General features: G+C 74.1%; 18 protein-coding genes, 1 tRNA gene and 2 pseudogenes. 17 read left to right on the top strand and 4 right to left on the bottom strand.

Annotated elements, in window-relative coordinates:
- Nucleotides 1–2: 2 nt before the first annotated feature.
- A complete protein-coding gene (locus tag QQK22_RS12260) occupies nucleotides 3–902 on the bottom strand; it encodes a DUF2268 domain-containing putative Zn-dependent protease (protein WP_284251207.1) in 900 nt (299 codons plus the stop codon).
- 131 nt (nucleotides 903–1,033) lie between these two features.
- On the opposite strand from QQK22_RS12260, the gene QQK22_RS12255 reads away from it, so the two are divergent.
- From QQK22_RS12255 to topA, 5 genes are all read left to right on the top strand, one after another.
- A complete protein-coding gene (locus QQK22_RS12255; RefSeq protein ID WP_284251206.1) occupies nucleotides 1,034–1,471 on the top strand; it encodes a hypothetical protein in 438 nt (145 codons plus the stop codon).
- Nucleotides 1,472–1,532: 61 nt separating this feature from the next.
- Nucleotides 1,533–2,459 carry a non-homologous end joining protein Ku gene (ku, locus tag QQK22_RS12250; protein ID WP_284251205.1) on the top strand — a complete coding sequence of 309 codons (927 nt, stop codon included), beginning with the start codon at nucleotides 1,533–1,535 and terminating at the stop codon, nucleotides 2,457–2,459.
- Complete coding sequence (gene ligD, locus QQK22_RS12245; RefSeq protein ID WP_284251203.1) at nucleotides 2,459–4,474, top strand: non-homologous end-joining DNA ligase; 2,016 nt, start codon at nucleotides 2,459–2,461, stop codon at nucleotides 4,472–4,474. The genes ku and ligD overlap by 1 nt, the downstream gene beginning before the upstream one ends.
- A 106-nt stretch (nucleotides 4,475–4,580) precedes the next feature.
- Nucleotides 4,581–5,504, top strand: a complete 924-nt coding sequence (locus QQK22_RS12240; protein WP_284251202.1) for a phosphatase PAP2 family protein — start codon at nucleotides 4,581–4,583, stop codon at nucleotides 5,502–5,504.
- A 142-nt stretch (nucleotides 5,505–5,646) separates the two neighbouring features.
- Nucleotides 5,647–8,442, top strand: coding sequence for a type I DNA topoisomerase (gene topA, locus QQK22_RS12235; RefSeq protein WP_284251201.1), 2,796 nt, complete (start codon nucleotides 5,647–5,649; stop codon nucleotides 8,440–8,442).
- Between the two features lie 224 nt (nucleotides 8,443–8,666).
- On the opposite strand, the gene QQK22_RS12230 is transcribed toward topA, so the two are convergent.
- Nucleotides 8,667–9,671, bottom strand: a complete 1,005-nt coding sequence (locus tag QQK22_RS12230) for a hypothetical protein (RefSeq protein WP_284251200.1) — start codon at nucleotides 9,669–9,671, stop codon at nucleotides 8,667–8,669.
- A 274-nt stretch (nucleotides 9,672–9,945) separates the two neighbouring features.
- On the opposite strand from QQK22_RS12230, the gene QQK22_RS12225 reads away from it, so the two are divergent.
- The 8 genes and pseudogenes from QQK22_RS12225 (at nucleotide 9,946) to QQK22_RS12190 (ending at nucleotide 15,429) form a co-directional block, all read left to right on the top strand.
- A complete protein-coding gene (locus QQK22_RS12225) occupies nucleotides 9,946–11,016 on the top strand; it encodes a Gfo/Idh/MocA family protein (RefSeq protein ID WP_348525579.1) in 1,071 nt (356 codons plus the stop codon).
- A gap of 337 nt (nucleotides 11,017–11,353) precedes the next feature.
- Nucleotides 11,354–12,312, top strand: a pseudogene (locus QQK22_RS19340) (LssY C-terminal domain-containing protein).
- Nucleotides 12,288–12,548 carry a hypothetical protein gene (locus QQK22_RS12215; protein ID WP_284251199.1) on the top strand — a complete coding sequence of 87 codons (261 nt, stop codon included), beginning with the start codon at nucleotides 12,288–12,290 and terminating at the stop codon, nucleotides 12,546–12,548. Before QQK22_RS19340 ends, QQK22_RS12215 begins: the two are co-directional and overlap by 25 nt.
- Nucleotides 12,549–12,558: 10 nt before the next feature.
- The gene (gene tmk, locus QQK22_RS12210; RefSeq protein ID WP_284251197.1) at nucleotides 12,559–13,203 is read left to right on the top strand and encodes a dTMP kinase; all 645 of its coding nucleotides are present in this window, start codon (nucleotides 12,559–12,561) and stop codon (nucleotides 13,201–13,203) included.
- Nucleotides 13,200–14,358 (top strand): annotated as a pseudogene (locus QQK22_RS12205) (DNA polymerase III subunit delta'). Before tmk ends, QQK22_RS12205 begins: the two are co-directional and overlap by 4 nt.
- An 11-nt stretch (nucleotides 14,359–14,369) precedes the next feature.
- Complete coding sequence (locus QQK22_RS12200) at nucleotides 14,370–14,555, top strand: hypothetical protein (RefSeq protein WP_284251196.1); 186 nt, start codon at nucleotides 14,370–14,372, stop codon at nucleotides 14,553–14,555.
- Between the two features lie 263 nt (nucleotides 14,556–14,818).
- Nucleotides 14,819–15,271 (top strand): NAD(P)H-binding protein, encoded by a 453-nt coding sequence (locus QQK22_RS12195; RefSeq protein WP_284251195.1) that lies wholly within the window; start codon nucleotides 14,819–14,821, stop codon nucleotides 15,269–15,271.
- Between the two features lie 85 nt (nucleotides 15,272–15,356).
- Nucleotides 15,357–15,429: transfer RNA gene (locus tag QQK22_RS12190), tRNA-Thr, on the top strand.
- A gap of 63 nt (nucleotides 15,430–15,492) precedes the next feature.
- On the opposite strand, the gene QQK22_RS12185 is transcribed toward QQK22_RS12190, so the two are convergent.
- Together QQK22_RS12185 and QQK22_RS12180 are read right to left on the bottom strand one after the other, a co-directional pair.
- Nucleotides 15,493–16,248: a glutamine amidotransferase-related protein gene (locus QQK22_RS12185; RefSeq protein ID WP_284251194.1), complete on the bottom strand. Its 756-nt coding sequence runs from the start codon at nucleotides 16,246–16,248 to the stop codon at nucleotides 15,493–15,495.
- 192 nt (nucleotides 16,249–16,440) lie between these two features.
- Nucleotides 16,441–17,169 carry a glutamine amidotransferase gene (locus QQK22_RS12180; RefSeq protein WP_284251193.1) on the bottom strand — a complete coding sequence of 243 codons (729 nt, stop codon included), beginning with the start codon at nucleotides 17,167–17,169 and terminating at the stop codon, nucleotides 16,441–16,443.
- 334 nt (nucleotides 17,170–17,503) lie between these two features.
- Here QQK22_RS12180 and QQK22_RS12175 point away from each other — a divergent pair, with 334 nt between their 5' ends.
- The 4 genes from QQK22_RS12175 (at nucleotide 17,504) to QQK22_RS12160 (ending at nucleotide 21,438) form a co-directional block, all read left to right on the top strand.
- Complete coding sequence (locus QQK22_RS12175) at nucleotides 17,504–18,007, top strand: RNA polymerase sigma factor (protein WP_284251192.1); 504 nt, start codon at nucleotides 17,504–17,506, stop codon at nucleotides 18,005–18,007.
- A 115-nt stretch (nucleotides 18,008–18,122) separates the two neighbouring features.
- Nucleotides 18,123–19,526, top strand: a complete 1,404-nt coding sequence (locus QQK22_RS12170) for a hypothetical protein (protein WP_284251191.1) — start codon at nucleotides 18,123–18,125, stop codon at nucleotides 19,524–19,526.
- An 89-nt stretch (nucleotides 19,527–19,615) separates the two neighbouring features.
- Nucleotides 19,616–20,758: a hypothetical protein gene (locus QQK22_RS12165; RefSeq protein WP_284251189.1), complete on the top strand. Its 1,143-nt coding sequence runs from the start codon at nucleotides 19,616–19,618 to the stop codon at nucleotides 20,756–20,758.
- 53 nt (nucleotides 20,759–20,811) lie between these two features.
- Nucleotides 20,812–21,438 (top strand): hypothetical protein, encoded by a 627-nt coding sequence (locus QQK22_RS12160; protein WP_284251188.1) that lies wholly within the window; start codon nucleotides 20,812–20,814, stop codon nucleotides 21,436–21,438.
- Nucleotides 21,439–21,471: the final 33 nt, after the last annotated feature.

Here is a 21,471-nt window from a genome sequence, read left to right as displayed (position 1 = left end):
GCTCAGGACGGGCAGGTGAGCCCGAGGTGCGCGAGAGCGACGTCGATCACCTCGCGGCTCGGCACGTGCAGCGTCTCCAGGACGCCCGTCCCGGTCGCCTCGAGGTAGGCGTCCACCAGCCGGTTGCCGACGGCGTAGCCCGCGCCGGTCGGCAGCCCCACCGGCTCCGCGCCGAACCGACGCGCGGCCGCGTCTCCGTGCACCCACGCCACGAAGTGGTGCATGCCGGGGACCTCGAGCCCGGCGGTGACGCGCTCGAGGACGGCGTCGTCGCGCAGGTGGGGGACGCCGAACGGCGTGTAGCCCGCCTTGCCGTACAGGTGCCGCGCGAACGCGTCGGCCAGACCCTCCGAGACGACCTGCTCGCCCACGACGACGCTGCCCGGGTCCCACACGACGCCGCCCGGGGCGTAGCGCAGGTTGTGGTGCAGCTCGTGCACGGCGACGGCCTCGAGACGCTCGAGGTTGCCCGGCGTGGGCCACAGCGTGAGGGCGAGGTAGCCGGTCGCGCTGCCGTTGCCGCTGAAGCCGTCCACGGTGTCGGTGAAGTAGGTGTCGTCCGGGTCGCCGAGCACCATCAGCACGGTGAGGTCGGGGACCGTGATCCCGGGGAGGGCGCGGGTCTGGACGGCGACGGCGTCCTGCAGCGCCCGCTCGACGCGGGCCCACGCGTCGGCCTCCCGCAGGGCCGTGAGCGCCTGCCGCACGACGTCGGTGCTGCGGTCGAGCGGGAAGCCGAAGGACTGCGCGTGCATCGCAGCGAGGTCCACCTCGCCGGGGAAGTACCGGTACATGCCGGCGGCGGGCCGGACCATCTCTCGCAGGAGGTCGGGGCGGTCGGGTGCGGGGGCGTCGAGGACGTCCCTCATGCCGGTGGCGGTGTCGAGCACGGTGATCGTCATGCCGGGGACGCTAGGCCCTCACGTCGCGTAAGGGTCAAGGGGTGGGGCTCGACGGGTGCGTCGGAGGGCGCGAGGGGTCAGACTGCTGCCACGGCACCGGCGCAGGGCCGGCGGGTGAGGAGGAGAGGATCATGACCGAGGCGAGCGGGTTCAGCGAGGCCGAACGGGCGGCGATGAAGCAGCGTGCCGCCGAGCTCAAGGAGGGCAAGGGCCTCAAGGGTGCGGCGAAGAAGGCCAAGGAGCTCCAGGCCTGCCTGGACGCGATCGCCGGCCTGGAGGGCTTCGACCGGGTGCTGGCCGAGCGCTACCACGTGGTCGTGACCCAGGAGGCGCCGCACCTCGATCCGCGGACCTGGTACGGGTTTCCGTCCTACGCGAAGGACGGCACCGTCGTGACGTTCGTGCAGCAGGCCTCGAAGTTCGACTCGCGCTACGCGACGGTCAACTTCGCCGACGTCGCCACGCTCGACGACGGTGCGATGTGGCCGACGAGCTTCGCCGTCGTGGAGTGGACCGACGAGGTGGAGGAGACGCTCCGCGCGCTGGTGCGCAGGGCCGCGGCCGCCTGACGACGCCGAGGGGGCCGACGCACCCGTTCCCCTCGCGGGCCCGCCGCGCCACAATGGCCCGATGCGAAGCATCTGGAAGGGCTCCCTCGCCTTCGGCCTGGTGAACGTGCCGGTCAAGGTGTACTCCGCCACGGAGGACCACGACGTCTCCTTCCACCAGGTGCACGCGGAGGACGGCGGGCGCATCCGCTACCAGCGCCGGTGCGAGGTGTGCGGCGAGGTCGTCACCTACGACCAGATCGCCAAAGCCTACGACTCGCCGGACGGGCAGCGCGTCATCCTCACCGACGACGACTTCGCGACCCTCCCCGCCCAGGCGAAGCACGAGATCGAGGTGCTGCAGTTCGTCCCGAACGAGCAGATCGACCCGATCCTGCTCGACCGCAGCTACTACCTCGAGCCAGACTCCCGCTCGCCGAAGGCGTACGCGCTGCTGCGCCGCACGCTCGAGGAGACCGACCGCACCGCCGTCGTGCACTTCGCGCTGCGCAACAAGACGCGGCTCGCGGCGCTGCGCGTGCGGGGTGACGTGCTCGTGGTGCAGACGATGATCTGGCCGGACGAGGTCCGCGCCGCCGAGTTCGAGTCGCTGGACGAGCAGCCGGAGATCTCCGACAAGGAGCTGGCGATGTCCGCGAGCCTCGTGGAGTCGATGGCCGAGGACTTCGACGCGAGCGCGTTCACCGACACCTACACCGAGCAGCTGCGCACGCTCATCGACGACAAGCTGACCGGCGGCGAGTCCTTCACCGCGGTCGAGGAGGAGGACGAGCCGGCCGACGTCGTCGACCTCGTCGCCGCGCTGCGCCGGAGCGTGGCGGAGCGGAAGAAGGCGCGGGAGGCGGCGTCGGGCTCGACGGGCGACGGCGGTGGTGCGGGGGAGAAGGAGAAGGCGCCCGCGAAGAAGACGTCGACGGCGAAGAAGGCGCCCGCGAAGAAGGCGGGCTCGGCGAAGGCGCCCGCCAAGAAGCCGGCCAAGGCGTCCTAGTGCCGGCGGGGGCGCACGGTGCCGGCGGCGCCCACGGGGCGGCGCAGGCGGTCCGGGTCGGCGAGCGCACGGTGCGGCTGACCAACCCGGACAAGGTCCTCTTCCCCGGCGGCGGCCCGGACGGCGCCGCCCCGACGACCAAGGCCGAGCTGGTCGAGTACTACTGGCGGATCGCGCCGGTCCTGCTCCCGCACCTGGCCGAGCGACCCGTCACCCGCAAGCGCTGGCCGCACGGCACGGGCGAGTCGGGTGGTCGGCCCGCCGACCCCTTCTTCACCAAGAACCTCGACTCCGGCACACCGGACTGGGTCCCGCGCGCCACGATCTCCCACCACGAACGCGTCGTGACCTACCCGCTCGCGACCGAGGACGCGGTGCTCGTGTGGTGCGCGCAGATGGCCAGCATCGAGCTCCACGTGCCGCAGTGGCGCCTGCCGCGGGCGGTGCTGGAAGGCCGGCGCACGCTCGTGCTCGAGGACGCCGAGACGCGCCCCGACCGTCTGGTGGTCGACCTGGATCCGGGCCCCGGCGTCGGGCTCGAGGAGTGCGGCGAGGTGGCGCTCGCGGCACGCGCGCTGCTCGACGACGTCGGGTTCGCCTCCGTGCCCGTCACCTCCGGCAGCAAGGGCCTGCACCTCTACGCGGCGCTGGAGGGCGTGAGCGCCGCCGCGGCAAGCGCGTTCGCCGCGGAGCTGGCGGCCTCGCTGGCGGCCCAGCTGCCGCGGCTCGCGATCGTGCAGATGAAGCGGCAGCTGCGCGAGGGTCGGGTGTTCGTCGACCACACCCAGAACAACGCCGCCAAGACCACGGTCTCGCCGTACTCGGTGCGGGGGCGCTCGCAGCCGTCGGTGGCGGCGCCGCGCACGTGGGCGGAGGTGGAGGCGGGCGGGCTGCGGCAGCTGCGGATGGGGGAGGTGCTCGAGCGGGCGCAGGACGGGGACCTCTTCGCGGCGCTGCTGGGTGGCGGCGACGGCGAGGCGCCCCCGCGCGTGCCGCACCCGCCGATCACGCTAACGGGGGTGTCTGACCCGGCGGTGGGCGCCCGGCGCGCACCCACCCGTGCGCCGTCGCCCATGCTCGCCACCTCCTACGACCCGATCACCCACGCGGACCTCCTCCCCGAGCGGTGGGTGTTCGAGCCGAAGTGGGACGGGTACCGCGCGATCGCCGTCGTCACCGGCGCGGAGGTCCGGCTGGTGGGCCGGTCCGGACGCGATCTCACGCCCGAGGTGGCGGAGCTCGCCGTCCGGCCCGACGCGCTCGCGGGGCACGACGCCGTGCTCGACGCCGAGATCGTCGCGCTGCGCGACGGCCGGCCCAGCTTCCACGCGCTGCAGGACCGCGGTACCCCGCCCCGTCCGCCGCTGCGCCTGGTCGTGTTCGACGTGCTGCGGCTCGACGACGCCGACCTCACCGGGCATCCGCTCGATGCGCGTCGCGAGGTGCTGGAGGCGCTCGACCTGCCGGTCGCCGACGTCGGTGGCGCGGGCGGCGCCGGCGAGGGCGGTATCGACGAGGGCGACGCCGGGTGGCTGCTCAGCCCGTCGCTGCCCGGGACCCTCGCCGACGCGCTGGCCGCGACGGCCGCCGTCGAGGGCGAGGGCGTGATGGCCAAGCGCCGCGACTCGCCGTACCGCGCCGGCCGGCGCAGCCCCGCCTGGGTCAAGGTCAAGCACCACGGGCAGGCCCGCGTCGTCGTCGGCGGGTGGCGACCGGGGCAGGGCCGGCGCGAGGGCGGCATCGGGTCGCTCCTGCTCGGGGTGCGCGACGGCGACGGGCTGCGGTACGTGGGCAAGGTCGGCACCGGCTTCACGGACGCGGTGCTCGACGACCTGCTCGCCCGGCTGGAACCGCACCGCACCGCCGCGAAACCGTTCACGACCCCGGTCCCCGCGGCCGAGGCGCGCGTGGCGGTCTGGGTGGCTCCGGAGCTCGAGGCCGAGGTCACGTTCGACTCCTGGACGCCCGACGGGTCGCTGCGCGCGGCGCGCTGGGACGGGTGGGTCGCGGACTGACCGGGGAGGCGGACGGCACCGCCTTCACGAGATCTCTGCACCACCCGGACCGGTCGGCCACGCCCCGGGAACCACCGACGTCGGAGGGCCGCCCTACCGTAGGGGGATGAGCACGGTCCAGGTCCCGCCGCCGGCGCGGCAGCGTCGCCCCGACGCCGCGTCGCGCGCCGTGAACACCCAGCGCGCCACCCGGTGGGTCTGGAGCCTGGTCGGTGCCGTCGTGGCGGGCGCCGCCGTCGTCGCACTCGCCCGCTTCTTCGTCGAGGGGCGGGACGGCCTGTGGGTCGACGAGCTCGCCTTCCGCGGTTCGGAGCGCGGCCGCGACCAGCTCGAACCGCTGAGCAGCCTCGTCCTCGGCGTCGTGAGCATCCCGTTCCTCGTGGCGGCGATGGTGGTGGTCGTGGCGATCGCCGCGCTGCGCCGCCAGTGGGGGGACGCCGGGCGGGCGGTCGCGATCGTCGTCGGCGCCAACATCTCCACCCAGGGCATCAAGGAGGACTTCGTCGTCCGCCAGGAGCTGCCGGGTCTGCCCGACCTCGCCAACTCCCTCCCGAGCGGCCACACCACCGTCGCCGCGTCGGTCGCCGCCGCGCTGCTGCTCGTCGCCCCGCGCCCCGCGCGGCCCCTCGTCGCGATCCTCGGCGGCGCGTACACCGCCGCGACCGCCGTCGCCACGATGTCCCTGGGCTGGCACCGGCCCTCGGACGTCATCGCCGCCGTCGCCGTCGTGACGGCCTGGACCCTCCTCGTGGTGGTGCCGGGCAGCGGGCGCACCGCCGACGGGTTCCCCGGGACCCCGGGCCGCGTGGTCGCCTCGCTCCTGCTGGGCGCGGTGGCGCTCGTAGGGATCGTGGCCGGCGTCGTGACCCTCGTGATCACGCTCGCCGGGGTCGATGGCGCGGCGGACTACGCGACCGCTGCCGACGCCGTCGGGAGCGGCGGTCCGACCCTGGCCTACGTCGGCTCGGCCGCCGCCGTCGTGGGGTCCGCGGCCGCGTCCTCCTGGGCGCAGCTGCTCGCCCGGCGCTGACGGCGACGCCCACCCACACCCGCCGCACCCGGCTTGCGCATCGACGCCTCCTTCGGGGTACGGTGCGCCGGACGCGTCCCCGCACCACCAGGTCCGCCCCTCCCGTCGTCGGGAGGCCCGCGCCGCAACGGAAGGCCCGCAGTTGCCCACCAAGCTCGTCATCGTCGAGTCGCCCACCAAGGCGCGCACCATCACGCCCTTCCTCGGGTCGGACTACGAGGTCGAGGCGAGCGTCGGGCACATCCGCGACCTCCCGCAGCCGAGCGAGCTGCCGCCCGAGATGAAGAAGGGGCCGTACAAGAAGTTCGCGGTGAACGTCGAGGAGGGGTTCGACCCCTACTACGTCGTGGACGCCGACAAAAAGAAGAAGGTCGCGGAGCTCAAGCGGAAGCTCAAGGACGCCGACGAGCTCTACCTCGCCACGGATGAGGACCGCGAGGGCGAGGCCATCGCGTGGCACCTGCTGCAGGTGCTGAACCCGAAGGTCCCGGTCAAGCGCATGGTGTTCCACGAGATCACCCGCGAGGCGATCGTGCGCGCGCTCGACGCCACCCGCGAGCTCGACACCCGGCTCGTGGACGCGCAGGAGACCCGCCGCATCCTCGACCGCCTCTACGGCTACGAGGTCTCGCCGGTCCTGTGGCGCAAGATCGGACCTGGCCTCTCGGCCGGTCGCGTGCAGTCGGTGGCCACGCGCCTGGTGGTCGAGCGCGAGCGCGAGCGCATGGCGTTCCGCAGCGCGTCCTACTGGGACGTGACGGGTGAGTTCACGGGTGGCCGCGGCGAGACCGCCGGCACCGCGTTCCGCGCACGCCTGACCAGCCTGGACGGCACGCGCGTCGCCACCGGGCGTGACTTCGACGACGCCGGGCAGCTCAAGGGGCGCGCGGGCGCCGTCGTGCACCTGGACGCGGACGCCGCGAACGGCCTGGTGAGCGCGCTCGCGGAGGCGAGCTTCGCCGTCTCCTCGGTGGAGACGAAGCCCTACACGCGCCGTCCGGCCGCGCCGTTCACGACCTCCACGCTGCAGCAGGAGGCGAGCCGCAAGCTCCGCATGAACAGCCGCGCGGCGATGCGCACCGCGCAGTCGCTGTACGAGAACGGCTACATCACCTACATGCGTACCGACTCGGTGACGCTCTCGACCGAGGCGATCGCGGCCGCGCGCCGCCAGGCCGCGGACCTCTACGGCCCCGAGTACGTGCCGGACTCGCCGCGCCTGTACGCGAACAAGAGCAAGAACGCGCAGGAGGCGCACGAGGCGATCCGCCCCGCGGGCGACCACTTCCGCACCCCCGCGCAGGTCGCCAAGGCGCTCTCGGGCGACGAGTTCCGCCTGTACGAGCTCATCTGGAAGCGCACCGTCGCCTCGCAGATGGCCGACGCGCGCGGTTCCACCGCCTCCGTCCGGATGCGGGCGAGCACGACGGCGGAGCTCACCTCCGCCACGGCCGGCACCCTCGCGACGGGTACGGCCGCCGAGTTCTCCGCCTCCGGCACGGTCATCACGTTCCGCGGGTTCCTCGCCGCGTACGAGGAGGGCAAGGACGCCGGTCGCTACGAGGACGGTGCCGACGGCGCGGGTTCCGGCAAGGGCGGAAAGGCGGACGCGCGCCTGCCCGACGTGCGCGAGGGCGACGCCGTCGCGCACGACGACCTCGCGGCCGACGGTCACGAGACCTCGCCGCCCCCGCGCTACACCGAGGCGTCGCTGACCGCGGCGCTGGAGGAGCGCGGCATCGGGCGTCCCTCGACGTACGCGGCCACGATCGCCGTCGTGGTGGACCGCGGCTACGTGCTGCGGCGCGGGCAGGCGCTGTTCCCGAGCTGGCTCGCCTTCTCGGTGGTGCGGCTGCTCGAGGAGCACTTCGGCTCGCTCGTGGACTACGACTTCACGGCCAGCATGGAGTCCGACCTCGACCGGATCGCGGCGGGCAACCAGGACCGCGTGGAGTGGCTGACCCAGTTCTACTTCGGCGAGGGTGACGCGCCCGGGCTCTCGGGCCTGGTCAACGACCTCGGCGACATCGACGCGCGCGACATCAACTCGATCCCCGTCGGCGACGGAATCACGCTGCGCGTGGGCCGATACGGGCCCTACCTGGAGGGGACGGGGCCGGACGGGGCCGCGCTGCGCGCCTCCGTGCCCGAGGACGTGGCGCCCGACGAGCTGACGGCCGAGAAGGCGCGCGAGCTGCTCGAGACGCGGGCCGACGGCGACGTCGAGCTCGGCGTCGATCCCGACACCGGCTTCCAGGTGGTCGCGAAGAACGGCCGCTACGGGCCGTACGTGACCGAGGTGATCCCGGATCCGCCGGCCGAGGAGCCCGCCGCTGCCGACGGCGAGGCCGGTGCCGCGAAGCCGAAGCGGAAGAAGGCGCCGGCGAAGCAGAAGCCGCGGACCGGTTCGCTGCTGAAGTCGATGTCGCTCGAGACCGTGACGCTGGAGCAGGCGCTGCAGCTGATGTCGCTGCCGCGCGTGGTCGGCGTGGACGCCGAGGGTGTGGAGATCACCTCGCAGAACGGCCGGTACGGCCCGTACCTGAAGAAGGGCACGGACTCGCGCTCGCTGACCACCGAGGAGCAGATCTTCGAGATCACGCTCGAGGAGGCGCTGGCGATCTACGCCCAGCCGAAGCAGCGCGGCCGCGCCGCCGCGACGCCGCCGCTGCGGGAGCTCGGCAACGACCCCGTCAGCGAGAAGCCGGTGGTGGTGAAGGACGGGCGGTTCGGGCCGTACGTCACCGACGGCACCACGAACGCCACGCTGCGCAAGGAGGACGCGGTCGAGACGATCACGCCCGAGCGCGGGTACGAGCTGCTGGCCGAGAAGCGGGCGAAGGGCCCGGCCAAGAAGCCGGCCGCGCGCAAGCCCGCGGCCCGCAAGCCGGCGGCGAAGAAGGCTCCGGCCAAGAAGGCACCCGCCAAGAAGTCCTGAGCCCGGCGGGACGGGCACCGGCGCTGGCGGCCGTCGACGCCGGGCCTCGCGCGGGGAGGCGGTGCCCTCGCGCAGGGAGGCACGGGCAGTCGGGGCGGAGTGGTGCCACCTGCTGACCTGCGGGTAGGCCGTCGGGCGGAGGTCTGGCAGGTGTGTCGTGCCGCCCTGGGCGAGGGTCGATCCTCCCTGGGCGCGGGTGTTCGCCGTGGGGGCGACCGCACCTGCTACCAGATCACCCGATCAGGCAGTCCGCGGCGGACTGTGAGCGCGTCGACCCCGGTCAGGTGCCGCCACCCGGTGGCTCGTGACGAGGGGCCGACCCAGATCGATCGCCGCTCGGCGAGCTGGTCGACGGTGTCGGCAGGGACCGAGGCGGAGATCTCGAGCGGGGTCCGACGCAGCGAACGACAGATCGGCACGATCTCGCGGAGAACACGCGCGGGGTCGCTGTCCTCGAAGGCGAAGCGCGCTGTCGCGAGTCCGAGACGGAGCGCCTGCCGGTCGCGGCGACGGTCGGTCCGGTAGGCGAGCCGGTCGGAGTGGTACTGGTAGCCGTCGAGCTCGACGATCAGCACCCCCTCCACGATGAAGTCGACCTCACCGACCCCGGGCACGACCGGTGCCGCCGCGACCGCGAGGCCGGCGCGCCTCAGGTGCAGTCGGAGGGCCGTCTCCATGGGAGAGCGTGACGAGCCGTCGACGTCCGAGGCGAGCGCCCGCGCGCGGCCCGGCCGGGTGCGGCCGAGCAGGGTCAGGACCGGTTCGAGGAGCTGTGGTCCGCGCTCGTGGACGAGGTGGTCGAGCATCGTGACGACCTGGTCGTAGGGCTGGCACTGCGCCGCCTGGACCACGGCCCGCTCGAGCGGTGCCAACCGGGTCGCCGTGCCCCGGATCTCGACGGACGGCGTCGGTGCGCCGTAGTGGAGGCGCGTGCCGGTTCCGACGCGGGGCCGATGGCCCCGGCGTCGGTCGATCGTCAGGTGGGTGACGCGGTCGCGGACCGGGCACGCCGGGTCGTGCATCTGGACGGCCGAGATACAACCGACGGTCGTGTTGGTGCGTGCTGCTGTGACGATGTCGGGCGGAGCCCCGGGCAGGGCGTAGCAACCCCGATCGACGAGCACAAGGTCTCCCCGTTCGACCAGCCGCGCGAGCTGGTAGCGGGACGTGCCCAGCTCGGCGAATCGCGCGGCACCGCCGAGCAGTCTGATGCGGTCGAGCGGGCTCATGCGGTTGAACGTACGGGCGCGGAGCCGTCCGTGTCGTCCCCTGTGGACGACGGGGCCTCGCACAGGGAGGCATCACCCTCGCGCAGGGCGGCTCCGCCTCCTCGCTCCCGCTGTCGATGACCACGGTTGCGACCTTCGGTCAGCGACAGAGGCGGTCGGAGCCGCCCTGGGCGTGGGCGATGCCGCCCTGCGCGAGGCGGCGATCAGCATGCAAGCCGCCGACGGCATCGACCGCACCCGGGCGCGGTCGCCCGCGCGGGCCTAGGCTTGCCGTGTGACCGACGCCACCGCTGCCGCCCCGTCCACCACCGACACCACCGTGCCCGGCCTCGCCCCGGCGAGCTCCTACCCCGACCCGAAGGACGCCCCGGCGATCCGCTGGGGAATCCTCGCCGCCGGCGGGATCGCCCGGAAGTTCGCGACCGACGTCCCGGCCCACACCGCCTCGACGATCGCCGCGGTCGGCTCCCGCAGCGCCGACCGCGCCGCCGCGTTCGCCTCGGAGATGGACGTGCCGCGCTCCTACGGGTCGTACGAGGAGCTGGTGGCCGACCCCGAGATCGACGCGATCTACGTCGCCTCCCCGCACTCCGAGCACCGCGACCACGCACTCCTCGCGCTGAAGGCCGGCAAGCCGGTCCTCATCGAGAAGGCCGTCACGCGCAACGCCGCCGAGGCCCGCGAGATCTTCGACGTCGCGGCGTCGCGCGGGCTGTTCGCGATGGAGGCCATGTGGGCGCGGTTCCTCCCGCACTACCGCGCCGTCGTGGACGCGGTGGCGGCGGGCGTGATCGGCGACGTCGTCCAGCTCACCGCGCTGCACGGCCAGCACCTGCTGCGCGGCCCCGAGCACCGGCTGTGGAACCCGGAGCTCGCCGGTGGCGCGCTGCTCGACCTCGGTGTCTACCCGATCTCGTTCGCCCACGCGGTGCTCGGTGTCCCGGACCAGATCCACGCGTTCGGCGAGCTGTCCGACCTCGGCGTCGACCGGGGCGAGACCGTCGTGCTGCGCTACGGCACCACGAGCATCGCCGTCGCGCAGTCCACGCTCGAGTCCGGTCAGCTGAACAACGCCACGATCGCCGGCACCACGGGCCGGATCGACATCGACCGCACCTTCTACAACCCCACCGACGTGCACCTGTCGCGGTTCGACGGCACCGACACGGTGGAGCTCGCGGGCCGGTTCCCTGGCGGGTTCCAGTTCCAGGCGGCCGAGGCCGCACGCCGCATCGCCGCCGGTGAGACGAGCTCCCCGCTGATGACCTGGCAGGCGTCGGTCGAGGTCATGGAGATGATGGACGAGGTCCGCCGCCAGCTGGGGGTGCGCTACCCGGGCGAGTAGCCCCCGCCGGTAGCATCCGGGGGTGCCCGACGCCCGCGAGACCGCCGACGGCGACGCCGACACCGTCGCCTCCGCGGACGGTCCGCGCGCCGTCGACGGCCACGACCCGGGCGACCCCCACGACGCCCGGGGACCGGACGCCCGCGCCGCCCGACGGCGTGGCCTCCTCGCCCGCGCGATCGACGCGTTCGTCTTCGGGTTCGCGGGCGTCGCCTCGGTCTGGCTGGCGATCCTCGTGCTGGCCGACGTCGGCCGGCACGGCTGGTGGGCGCTGCCCCTGCTCCTGGTGTTCTGGGGACTGCTGGCCTACCTCGTGCTGCCCCGGCTGCACCGGATCATGAGCGACCTCTACGTGCCCGACTACTTCTTCGGTCGCACGCGCACGAGCGACGGCCTCCTCGGCGACCCCGTCAACGTGGCACTCCTCGGCGAGGCCGACCACCTGCACGCGGCGCTGGTCCGCTCGGGCTGGACGCGCGCGGACGAGGTCACCGTCCGCTCCAGCTGGCGCATCGTCACCTCCACCGTGCTGCGGCGCAGCTACCCCCGGGCACCGGTGAGCCCGCTGTTCCTGTTCGGCAGGCAGCAGGACTTCGCCTACCAGCAGGAGGTCGCCGGCACGCCCGGCAAGCGGCACCACGTGCGGTTCTGGCGCTGCCCCCGGGCTGGCTGCTCCCGGGCGGCGCGCGGGTGGACTGGCTGGCGGCCGGGACGTTCGACCGGGCCGTGGGGCTCTCGCTCTTCACCCTCCAGGTGACGCACCGGATCGAGGCGGACATCGACGTCGAGCGCGACTTCCTCGTCGCCTCGCTCGCCGAGGGCACCCCGGGCCTCGAGGTCCACGTGCTGCCGGACTTCTCCGCCGGTTACCACTCGCGCAACGGCGGCGGCGACTCCGTCCACACCGACGGCGACCTGCCCGTCGTCGCCATCCCGGACCCGCAGGGACGAACGCCGGAGCCGCCGCGGGTGCCCGACGTCGTGCCGATCGACCGCGACCAGCTGCGTGCCCGGGCTCGCGAGCCTCGCCCCGGCTCCGCGCGCCGCAAGCGCTCCTCGTTCGAGGTCGACGTCCCGCTCGATGCGGGTTCCCCTGCGCGGCGTCGCCGTCCGCCGTCCGTGACGATGGGCGCGGTGATCCTGCTCGTGCGCACCCTGGTGCTGGGCGCGATCCTGGCGTGGGCGGCGGTGATCGAGGCCGACCTGGCCGACGGCGCCCCCTACCGCCGGGCGCGGACACCGCCCTGCTCCAGGGCGCCGGTGCGGGTCTCGTGCTCGGTCTCCTGGCGGTGCTGACGCTGCTGCCCGCGCTGCTCGGCGTGCTCGTGCTGCGGGGGAGCGACGTCGCGCGGCTGTCGCTCCTGCTGATCGTCTGCGTCTCGGTGGCCACGCAGTTCGTCGCGTGGCTCACCGACAGCAGCGACTGGGTGCTCGGGCTGTCTCTGATGGTGGTGGCGCTCGACGTCCTGGCGCTGCTCGCGCTGTCCGGCCGGGCCGCCCGCCGGTTCAGCGAGGGGCGGCGGCTTGACTAGCCTGAGGGGCGTGACTGCGATCCCGGGCCTGTTCCTCTCGTTCGAGGGCGGCGACGGCGCCGGCAAGACGACGCAGCTGGCCCGCCTGGCGCAGTGGCTCGAGCAGGAGCACGGCCGCGAGGTGGTGCGCACCCGCGAGCCCGGTGGGACGACGCTGGGTCGCACGCTGCGCGAGCTCGTGCTCCACGGCGAGGACGTCGACGCGCGCACCGAGGCGCTGCTGTACGCCACGGACCGCGCCCACCACGTCGCGAGCGTGATCCGGCCGGCGCTGGAGCGCGGCGCCGTCGTGATCACCGACCGCTACCTCGACTCCTCGCTCGCCTACCAGGCGGGCGGCCGCGAGCTGGGGATGAGCGAGCTGCGCGACCTGCAGATGTGGGCGGTCCGTGGTCTGCTTCCCCGCATGACGTTCCTGCTCGATCTCGACCCCGCCCTGCTGGCGCAGCGGCTCACCGGTGAGCCGGACCGACTGGAGCGCGCCGGTGCGGAGTTCCACCGTCGCACGCGCGGCGCGTTCCTGGATCTCGCCGGCGCGGAGCCGGAGCGCTGGCGCGTGCTCGACGCCGCTGCGCCGATCGAGGACATCTCGGCGCGCATCCGGGCCGAGGTCGAGCCGCTGCTCGCGCCCGTGGCGGAGGGAGACGCGTCGTGAGCGGCGTCTGGGACGACGTCGTCGGGCAGACCGAGGCGGTCGCGGTGCTGCGCCGCGCCGTCGTCGACCCCTCCTCGATGACGCACGCCTGGCTCGTGACCGGCCCCCCGGTTCGGGTCGCTCGGTCGCGGCGCGAGCCTTCGCCGCCGCGCTCGTGGCGGGCGACGGCGGTCGGTGGACCTCCGAGAGCGCGGACAACGCCCGGGCGCGCGTGATGCGCGGGACGCACCCCGACGTCCACGTGGTCGCGACCGACAAGACGGTCATCACGGTCGCCGAGGTGCGTGATCTCGTGACGATCGCGCAGCGCACCCCGGCGAGGCGCCGTGGCGCGTGATCATCGTCGAGGACGCCGACCGGATCGTCGAGCGGAGCGCGAACGCGCTGCTCAAGGCCATCGAGGAGCCGCCGCCGCGCACGGTCTGGATCCTGTGCGCGCCGAGCGAGCAGGACGTCATCACCACGATCCGCTCGCGCTGCCGGCAGGTGACGCTGCGGGTGCCGCCGGCCGGCGCCGTCGCCGACCTGCTGGTGCGTCGGCACGGGATCGACCACGACGACGCGCTGACGGCCGCCCGCGCCGCTCAGAGCCACATCGGGCTCGCGACGTCGCTCGCCCTCAACCCCGAGGCCCGCGCCCGCCGCGACCGCGTGCTGGAGATCGCCTCGCGTGTGCGCGGCGTCGGTGACGCCGTGATCGCCGCGGGCGAGCTGGTCGAGGTCGCGACGGCGCAGGCGACCGCCTCGATGGCCGAGCGCGACGCGACCGAGCGGGCCGAGCTGATGCGGACCCTGGGGGCCGACCAGGCCGAGGGCGGCAAGGCGCTGCCGCCGGCCGTCCGCGCTCAGATCCGGCAGCTCGAGGAGGACCAGAAGCGGCGCGGGAAGCGTGCGGTCGTCGACGGTCTCGACCGGGCGATGACCGATCTGCTCTCGTTCTACCGCGACGTGCTCGCGGTGCAGGTGGGCTCCGACGTCGACCTGGTCAACGCCGCCCAGGTGGCCGACGTCAGAGCGGTGGCCGCCGCGAGCGACCCCGCGCAGACGCTGCGGCGCACCGAGGCGATCACGACGGCGCGCACCCGCCTCGCGGGGAACGTCGCCCCGCTGCTGGCGGTCGAGGCGATGACCGTGGCGCTGCGGCCGCAGGGATGAGGAGGCGTGCGATGACGGGTTCGACACGGAGAGGTCCGAGGTGGACGACGGCGGCGGCGCGCGCCGGTCGCCGCCGAGCGCTCGTGCTGCTGGCGACCGCTGCCGTCGCCGCGGCGACGCTCGTGGGCTGCCACGACTCCCGAGCCCCGATGCTGCAGCCGACAGCCCCGGTGCCCGACGTCTCCTCCACCGGCTGAGGCAGCAGGATCGGCGCGCGGGCCACCGCCCGTGCACACAATGGGGGCATGACTCAGACGATCGCCATCGTGGGTGGCTACGGGAAGATCGCGCGGCGCCTGGTGCCGCTGCTGCGGGAGCGGGGCGACGCCGTCGCGCCGCTGGTGCGCCGGCCGGAGCAGGCCGCCGTGCTGCTCGACCTCGGGGCGCGGCCCCGGTTCCTCGACATCGAGCGCTCCGACACCGCGACGTTCGCGGCGGCGTTCGAGGGGTCGACGCCGTCGTGTTCGCGGCGGGCGGTGGTGCCGACGGGAACGTGCTGCGCAAGCGGACGGTCGATCTCGAGGGCGCCATCAAGTCGCTCGAGGCGTGCGCCGAGGTCGGGGTGCGGCGGTACGTGCAGATCTCGGCCATCGGGGTGGACGCGAAGGTCGGGCTGGACGAGAGCGCGGCGTGGGCGAGCTACGTCGTCGCCAAGCGCGACTCCGACGAGGCCGTCCGCGCCAGCGGACTGGACTGGACGATCCTGCGCCCCGCCCAGCTGCTCGACTCGCCCGGTACGGACGCGGTCACGCTGGGGGAGGGGCTCGAGCCGGCGCCCGTCACGCGCGACGACGTCGCCGCCACGGTCGCTGCCGTCCTCGCGGAGCCGCGTGCGGCCGGTCACCAGTGGGACCTCGTGGGTGGCTCGACCGGTGTCGAGGCCGCCGTGGCGCAGGCGGTGGGGCAGGGGTAGGGCGTCCACCCGGGGCGCGGTTGGTAGCACCCCCGATCGCCTAGTACAGTTGACGCCGCTGCCCGGGCGATCCTCGGACAGCGTCGCCGCCTTAGCTCAGTCGGCAGAGCGATTCACTCGTAATGAATAGGTCAAGGGTTCGATTCCCTTAGGCGGCTCGTCGAGAGGCCCGGAACCGTGAGGCTCCGGGCCTCCGTCGTCTCCGGTGCCGGTTCGCCCCGTCACCGACCGACGGTTCCGGCGAGGCCGTCCAGCCACGCCCCCACCATCGCGCGCGAGGCCCGCTGCGCCGCCGCGAGGTGCTGCTCCTTCGCCGTCGTCAGCGCCGCGGCGTCGACGCCGGGCAGGTGGGCGACGTCGTCGGCCCACCGCTCGATCCAGCCGTCGGCGATCGCGTCGTCGACCTCGGGGTGGAACTGCACCGCCAGCAGCCAGTCGTCGACCGCGAACGCCTGCGGGTAGCTCGGCGAGGTCGCCAGCAGCCGGGCGCCGACGGGCACCTCGAACGTGTCGTGGTGCCACTGCATCATCGGGACGCCGGCGACGTGCGCCACCGGGGTGCCCACGCCGTCGGGCGTCAGGTCGACGGGCACGAAGCCGACCTCGTGCACGTCCCCGCGCCACGCGCGCGCCCCGAGCGCGACCGCCAGCATCTGGGCGCCCAGGCAGATGCCGAGGATCGGACGCCGGGCCTCAGCGCGAGCGGCGAGGAGGTCGATCTCCCGCGCGAGGTAGGGGTACCGCTCGGTCTCGTAGGCACCCTCCTCGCCCCCGAGGGCGACGACGACGTCCCACGCCAGCGGGTCGACGCCCGCGACGTCGCCGGTCGGGGTGTCGACTGTGGTGACGGCGTAGCCCCGGGAGGCGAGCGTGGTGGCGACGTTCCCGAGTCCGATCCCCGCGTCGTGCCGCAGCACGAGTGCGGAGGGGCCGGAGCGGCGAGCGTCGAACGTCGGGGGAACCGGGGCGATGGTCACGCGAGGAGTGTGCCCGGCTGGTGTGACGTCGGTGTGACACGTCCGGGGAGTGAGGGGTTCGGGGTCGAGCAGGGGGGCGACGTCGACCCCGAACCGAGGACGACACTACGGGATGTGCAACGTATCCGCATCGTCTATGACCGCATTGCCGTCGATGGTTGCGCTAACGTGACGAAGGCCACTCCAACGATCTCAGCCGTAGATCTCTGCAAACCGTTGCAAGATCCGGCCAGGGTGCGTCACGTGCGCGCGGCGGACGCGGTGCAGGACCTCGTCGACCTCGGCCGGGTCGAAGTAGCCCTCGTAGCGGTAGGCGAGCAGGCGCGAGGCGATGCCCTCGGCGTCGAGCTCCGGGTGGAACTGCGTGGCGTAGACGTTGCGCCCGAACCGGAGCATCTGGACCGGGGCCGTGGGGGAGGAGGCGAGGAGCACGCTGCCCGGGGGAGCCGCGCGCAGCGCCTCCTTGTGGCCCACGTACGCCTCGAACACCGGCGGCAGGCCGCGCAGCAGCGGGTCGGCGACGCCGTCCGGCGTCAGCGAGACCTCCACCGCCCCGGCGGGCTCGCCGTAGGTCGTGTCCACCACCCCGCCGAGATGGACGCCGAGGGTCCCGACGCCGTAGCAGGCACCCAGGAAGGGCAGGTCGCGGTCGCAGATCTCGACCAGCAGGGCGTCGATCTCACGCTCGACGCGCCGCTGCACCTCGCTCTTGCTCTCCTCCGGGTCGCTGGAGGTGAAGGGGCTGCCGCCCACCACGATTCCCGCGACGGCGTCGAGGTCCAGCTCCGGCATCGGCTCGCGATCGAGCCGGATGCGGCGCAACCGCGCCGGCGGCACGTTCATGAACCGGCAGAACGCCGCGTACTCCGCATCCGCCACCGCGTCCTGCTGACGCGAGGCGAGGAGGACGAACTCCCGCACGACGACCTCCCGCGACCGGGGCGCCCCTCGGCGCCGGCGATGATGCGCGAGGCGGTGTGCCGGGCGCAGGGGACAGTCAAGCGCACGAGCGGCGCCCGGGGGCGAGCGGGAGGTGGTCGTCCACTCCGCGAGCCGTCCCGCCCGCTCGTGGGACCGGTTCGCGGACCGTCCCCGTCCGCCGGCCCTGCTCCCGGCCCGTTCGCGTGGCGCTCCCGAAACTTGTGCGCGTTCCCCGCAAGATCTTGCGGGGGCGCGACACAGACAGGTTGACCGTGCGAGCAACTCCGCACGGGAGCATCGGGCGCCCCCGGGCGCCCCCGAGCAGGAGGAACGCGTGGAGGATCCGCAGACCGACGCCTGGTTCACCGGGGTGGTGCGGGAGCACTCGCGCGCGCTCGTGCGCTACTTCGCCCGCCGCGCACCCCGCCAGGACGCCGACGACCTCGCCGCGGACGTGCTCGTGACCGCCTGGCGCCGCCGTACCGACGTGCCGCGCGAGGCCGTGCTGCCCTGGCTCTACGCCACCGCCGGCTACACCCTCGCCAACTACCGCCGCAAGCGCACCGACCTCCCCGTCGAGGAGGTGCCCGAGCGACCGAGCGCGGCACGCGTGGGCACCGACCCCGAGCTGTCGGCGATCTTCGACGCCGAGGTGCGTGGCGCGCTCGAGGCCGTGAGCGAGCGGGACCGCCAGATCCTGCTGCTGCACGCCTGGGAGGGTCTCGACGGCGCCGAGATCGCCGCCGTCCTCGGCATCTCCCGATCCGGGGCCGACGCCGCCCTCTCGCGCGCCCGCAAGCGCCTGCGCGAGGCGTGGGGTGACCGCCTGCGCCTCTAGCGGGGCCCCGGCCCCGGCTCCCACGCAGCCGCAAGGTTCGCCCGCGCGGCGACACAGACAGGACGAACGCCCCACAGCCGAGCGCGGGCGGACGATGCACCGGAAGGACCCCACCATGAACGACGACGACCGCACCTTCGCACCCCGCGACGACGAGGGCGACGGCGGCCCCGAGTCCACCCACGCCCACGGTCTCGAGGAGACCGTCCTCGCGCGGCTGCGCGCCGCCGACCCCGCGGCCGACGTCGAGCCGCGCGCGGACCTGGCGGCCGACGTCGTGCGCCGGGCCTCCGAGGCCGAGGGTGGCGCCACGACCGGTGCGACGGGTGCGGAGGACGGCGACGGCGAGCCACCCGCCGTCGTCCCGCTCGTCTCCCGCCGCCCCCGGTGGTTCGTGCCGGCCGCCGCCGCGGCCGCCGCGCTCGTCATCGGCGCGAGCGGCTACGCGCTCGGCGCGGACCGTGGCAGCGACGTGAGTGCGGACAGCGCAGGCACGACCGCGGACGAGGTGGCGATGGCTCCCGCGTCCGGCCCGATCACCCTCGGGAGCGGTGAGTCCGGCGCGAACGAGTCCGGCGCGATGGGGTCGCCCGAGCCCGCCACGGCCGGCGACGCCTCGGCCTCCCGGATGAGCGCCGACTCGATGATCGGCTGGGGCGGTCGCACCACGTTCAGCGCGAGCAATCTCAGCACCACCGAGCGGTCGGCCCAGGCCTACGGCCTGGACGCGGCCACGCCGTCGACCCCCGAGCGGATGGCGCAGGTCGCCGCCGCGGTCGGGATGACCGGTGCGCCGGAGATCGTCGATGGCGCGTGGACCCTGACCGAGGGGACCAAGCAGCTGAGCGCGTACCTCGACGGCAGCCTCAACCTGAGCTTCTACGACGAGGCGGCCCAGCCGTGGTGCGAGGGTTGCGAGGAGCCGCGCCCGCAGGACGCCCCGAGCGGCGACGCCGCGATCGAGCGGCTCAAGGAGGTGCTGACCGCGCTGGGGGAGGACACCGCGGCGTTCGAGTACTCGGCACCGACGTACGAGGGCGCCGTCACCGCGACGGCGCAGGCGCGCCGGGTCGTCGACGGGCAGACGACCGACGTCGCCTTCACGCTGGACCTCGCGCCGGCCGGTGTCGCGTCCGTCTCCGGGACGCTCGCGGGCCTCGTGGACCTCGGCACCTACACCGTCGTGAGCGAGCAGGAGGGCTTCGAGCGTCTGAGCGACCCGCGTTTCGGCAGCTACCGGACCGGCTGGCCGCGCCCGATCGACGGCGACATGACGACGATGCAGGAGTGGGAGCCGCCGACGCAGGCGCCGGCCGCGCCGTCGCCCGGCACCACGGTGAGCTGGCCGGTCGAGGACGTCGAGATCGTCTCGGCCCGGCTCGGGCTGGCCCAGCAGTGGCAGCCCGACGGCGAGGTCCTGCTGGTGCCGTCGTACGAGTTCACGGATGCGGACGGCGGGACGTGGTCGGTCATCGCCGTCGCCGACGACCAGCTCGACTTCACGTCGACCCAGCCCTGAGCTGCATCGGACGGCGCCCGCACCACCACGCCGTCTGACACACTGCGATCGGCTACCGGCGTCGCCGGTCACACGAGGAGACACGAGACATGACACACGAGGACGCTCCCTCCCCACGGCGACTCCCCGGTCGGATGGTCGCGGTCGGTCTCGCAGGGGTCCTGCTCGGGGTCGGTGGGACGGCCGCCGTCGTGGCCGCCTCGGACCGGCATCCCCCGCCCTCGGCGGAGGGCGAGGCGGCCGGGTCGGCCGAGGGGGCGTCGCCGTCGACCGAGGTCGGCGCCACGGACGCGGTGGAGACCGAGGCGGTCGAGGTGGACCACGACGGATCGCAGATGCGACCCGACTACGCGCCGACCCTCGACGATCGCGAGGTCTGGCCACTGCCGCAGCGGTCGACCTTCAGCAGCTCCTTCGACGCCCAGCCCGGTGTGGCGGAGCTCTACGCGCTCGATGCCGTGACGTCGTCCACCTCGGAACGGGTGACCGAGCTCGCGACGGCCCTGGGGATGGTGGGCACGCCGGAGCTCGTCGACGGGACGTGGAGATTGACGGACGGCACGAAGGAGCTCACCGTCGGCGGCCCGGACGACGGGAGCCTCGGCTACTCGTTCACGAACGGCCAGGCGCAGCAGCCGTGCGACGGGTGCGCGACTCCTGGCGGTACCGCGGAGGCCGCCGAGGCCGCGCTGCGGGAGCTCCTCGCGGGCATCGGTCTGCCGTCGGAGGACTTCGAGTACGAGGTCGGGACGGTCTCGGAGGGTGCGCCTGCGATCGTCAGCGCGATGCGGGTGCTCGACGGCCGCCTGGTCGAGCTCGCGCATGCGCTCCACTCGGGGCCTTCCGGGACCACGACCGCGTCGGGCTCGCTGGCCGACCTCGTGCCCCTGCGCGAGGTGCAGACCGTGTCCGAGGGCGAGGCGGTCCAGAGGTTGAACGATCCGCGATTCGGCGCCGCCCGCACGGGCTGGCCCGGGGGCGAGGACCCGTGGCCGGTCCTCGAACCCGGTCAGGCGGTGCCGCAGCCGCGTACCCCCACCTCGGACGAGCCCGTCCGGTGGCCGGTGGACGAGGTCGAGATCATCTCGGCCCGACCGACGCTGGTCGCGCGGCCCCAGCCCGACTTCACCGTCATCATGCTGCCCAGCTTCACCTTCACCGACGCCGACGGGGGGACGTGGACGGTGCCGACGTCCGTCGCGGACGCGGAGATCGACTTCCGCTTCGACTGAACCAGCCGTTACCGTCGGGCGGCCATGCTCGACGCAACCGTGAGAGAGCCACGATGAACCGCGCCTCAGGACCGTCCGCCCCCCGCACGTCCGCGCCGCTGCGCGCGCTCGCCCTCGCGGGCGCTCTCGCGCTCGTCGTGGCGTGCACGCCGCCGCAGGGCGAGTCGGCGAGCGATGACGCGACCACGCCCGAGCCGACGGGGTCCAGCTCCTCGCCGACGCCGTCGCCCTCCGACCCGGGCGACCCCGGCGAGGTCACGCGCCCGACCGACGAGCCGCAGGGCGGGGACGAGACCGAGGGTGGTGCCGACGGCGAGGAGTCCGTCGAGTACGTGCGCGGCCTCCCGGCGGGCGTCGAGGACGCCCCGGAGGAGACCGCGGGCGGGGTCGGCTGGACCGAGGCGGGCGACGCGCTGTACGTCATCACGCTCGGCTCCAGCTCCTGCCCGCTCGTGCCGGGGCAGGTCGAGACGTCCGGCAGCGGCGTCGAGATCACGCTGTCCGCCGCCGGCGGGGCGGTCTGCACCGCCGACGTCGTGCCGACCTACGCCGAGGTGCCCGCCCCGGCGGGTCTCTCCTCCGACGCCCCCGTGACGGCCACCCTGGGCGACCTCGGTCAGGTCACCGTGCCGGCCGCCGCGACCCCGCCCGCGATCGGCTGGATCCCCGTCGGCGGCTGAGGCGAGTCGGGGCCCAGCCGGCCGATCGCGCTG

It is taken from the genome of Litorihabitans aurantiacus, assembly GCF_030161595.1.
Taxonomy (GTDB): Bacteria; Actinomycetota; Actinomycetes; order Actinomycetales; family Beutenbergiaceae; genus Litorihabitans; species Litorihabitans aurantiacus.
Note: the sequence above shows the minus strand (reverse complement) of the source record. Positions and strands in the feature narration are given on the sequence as shown.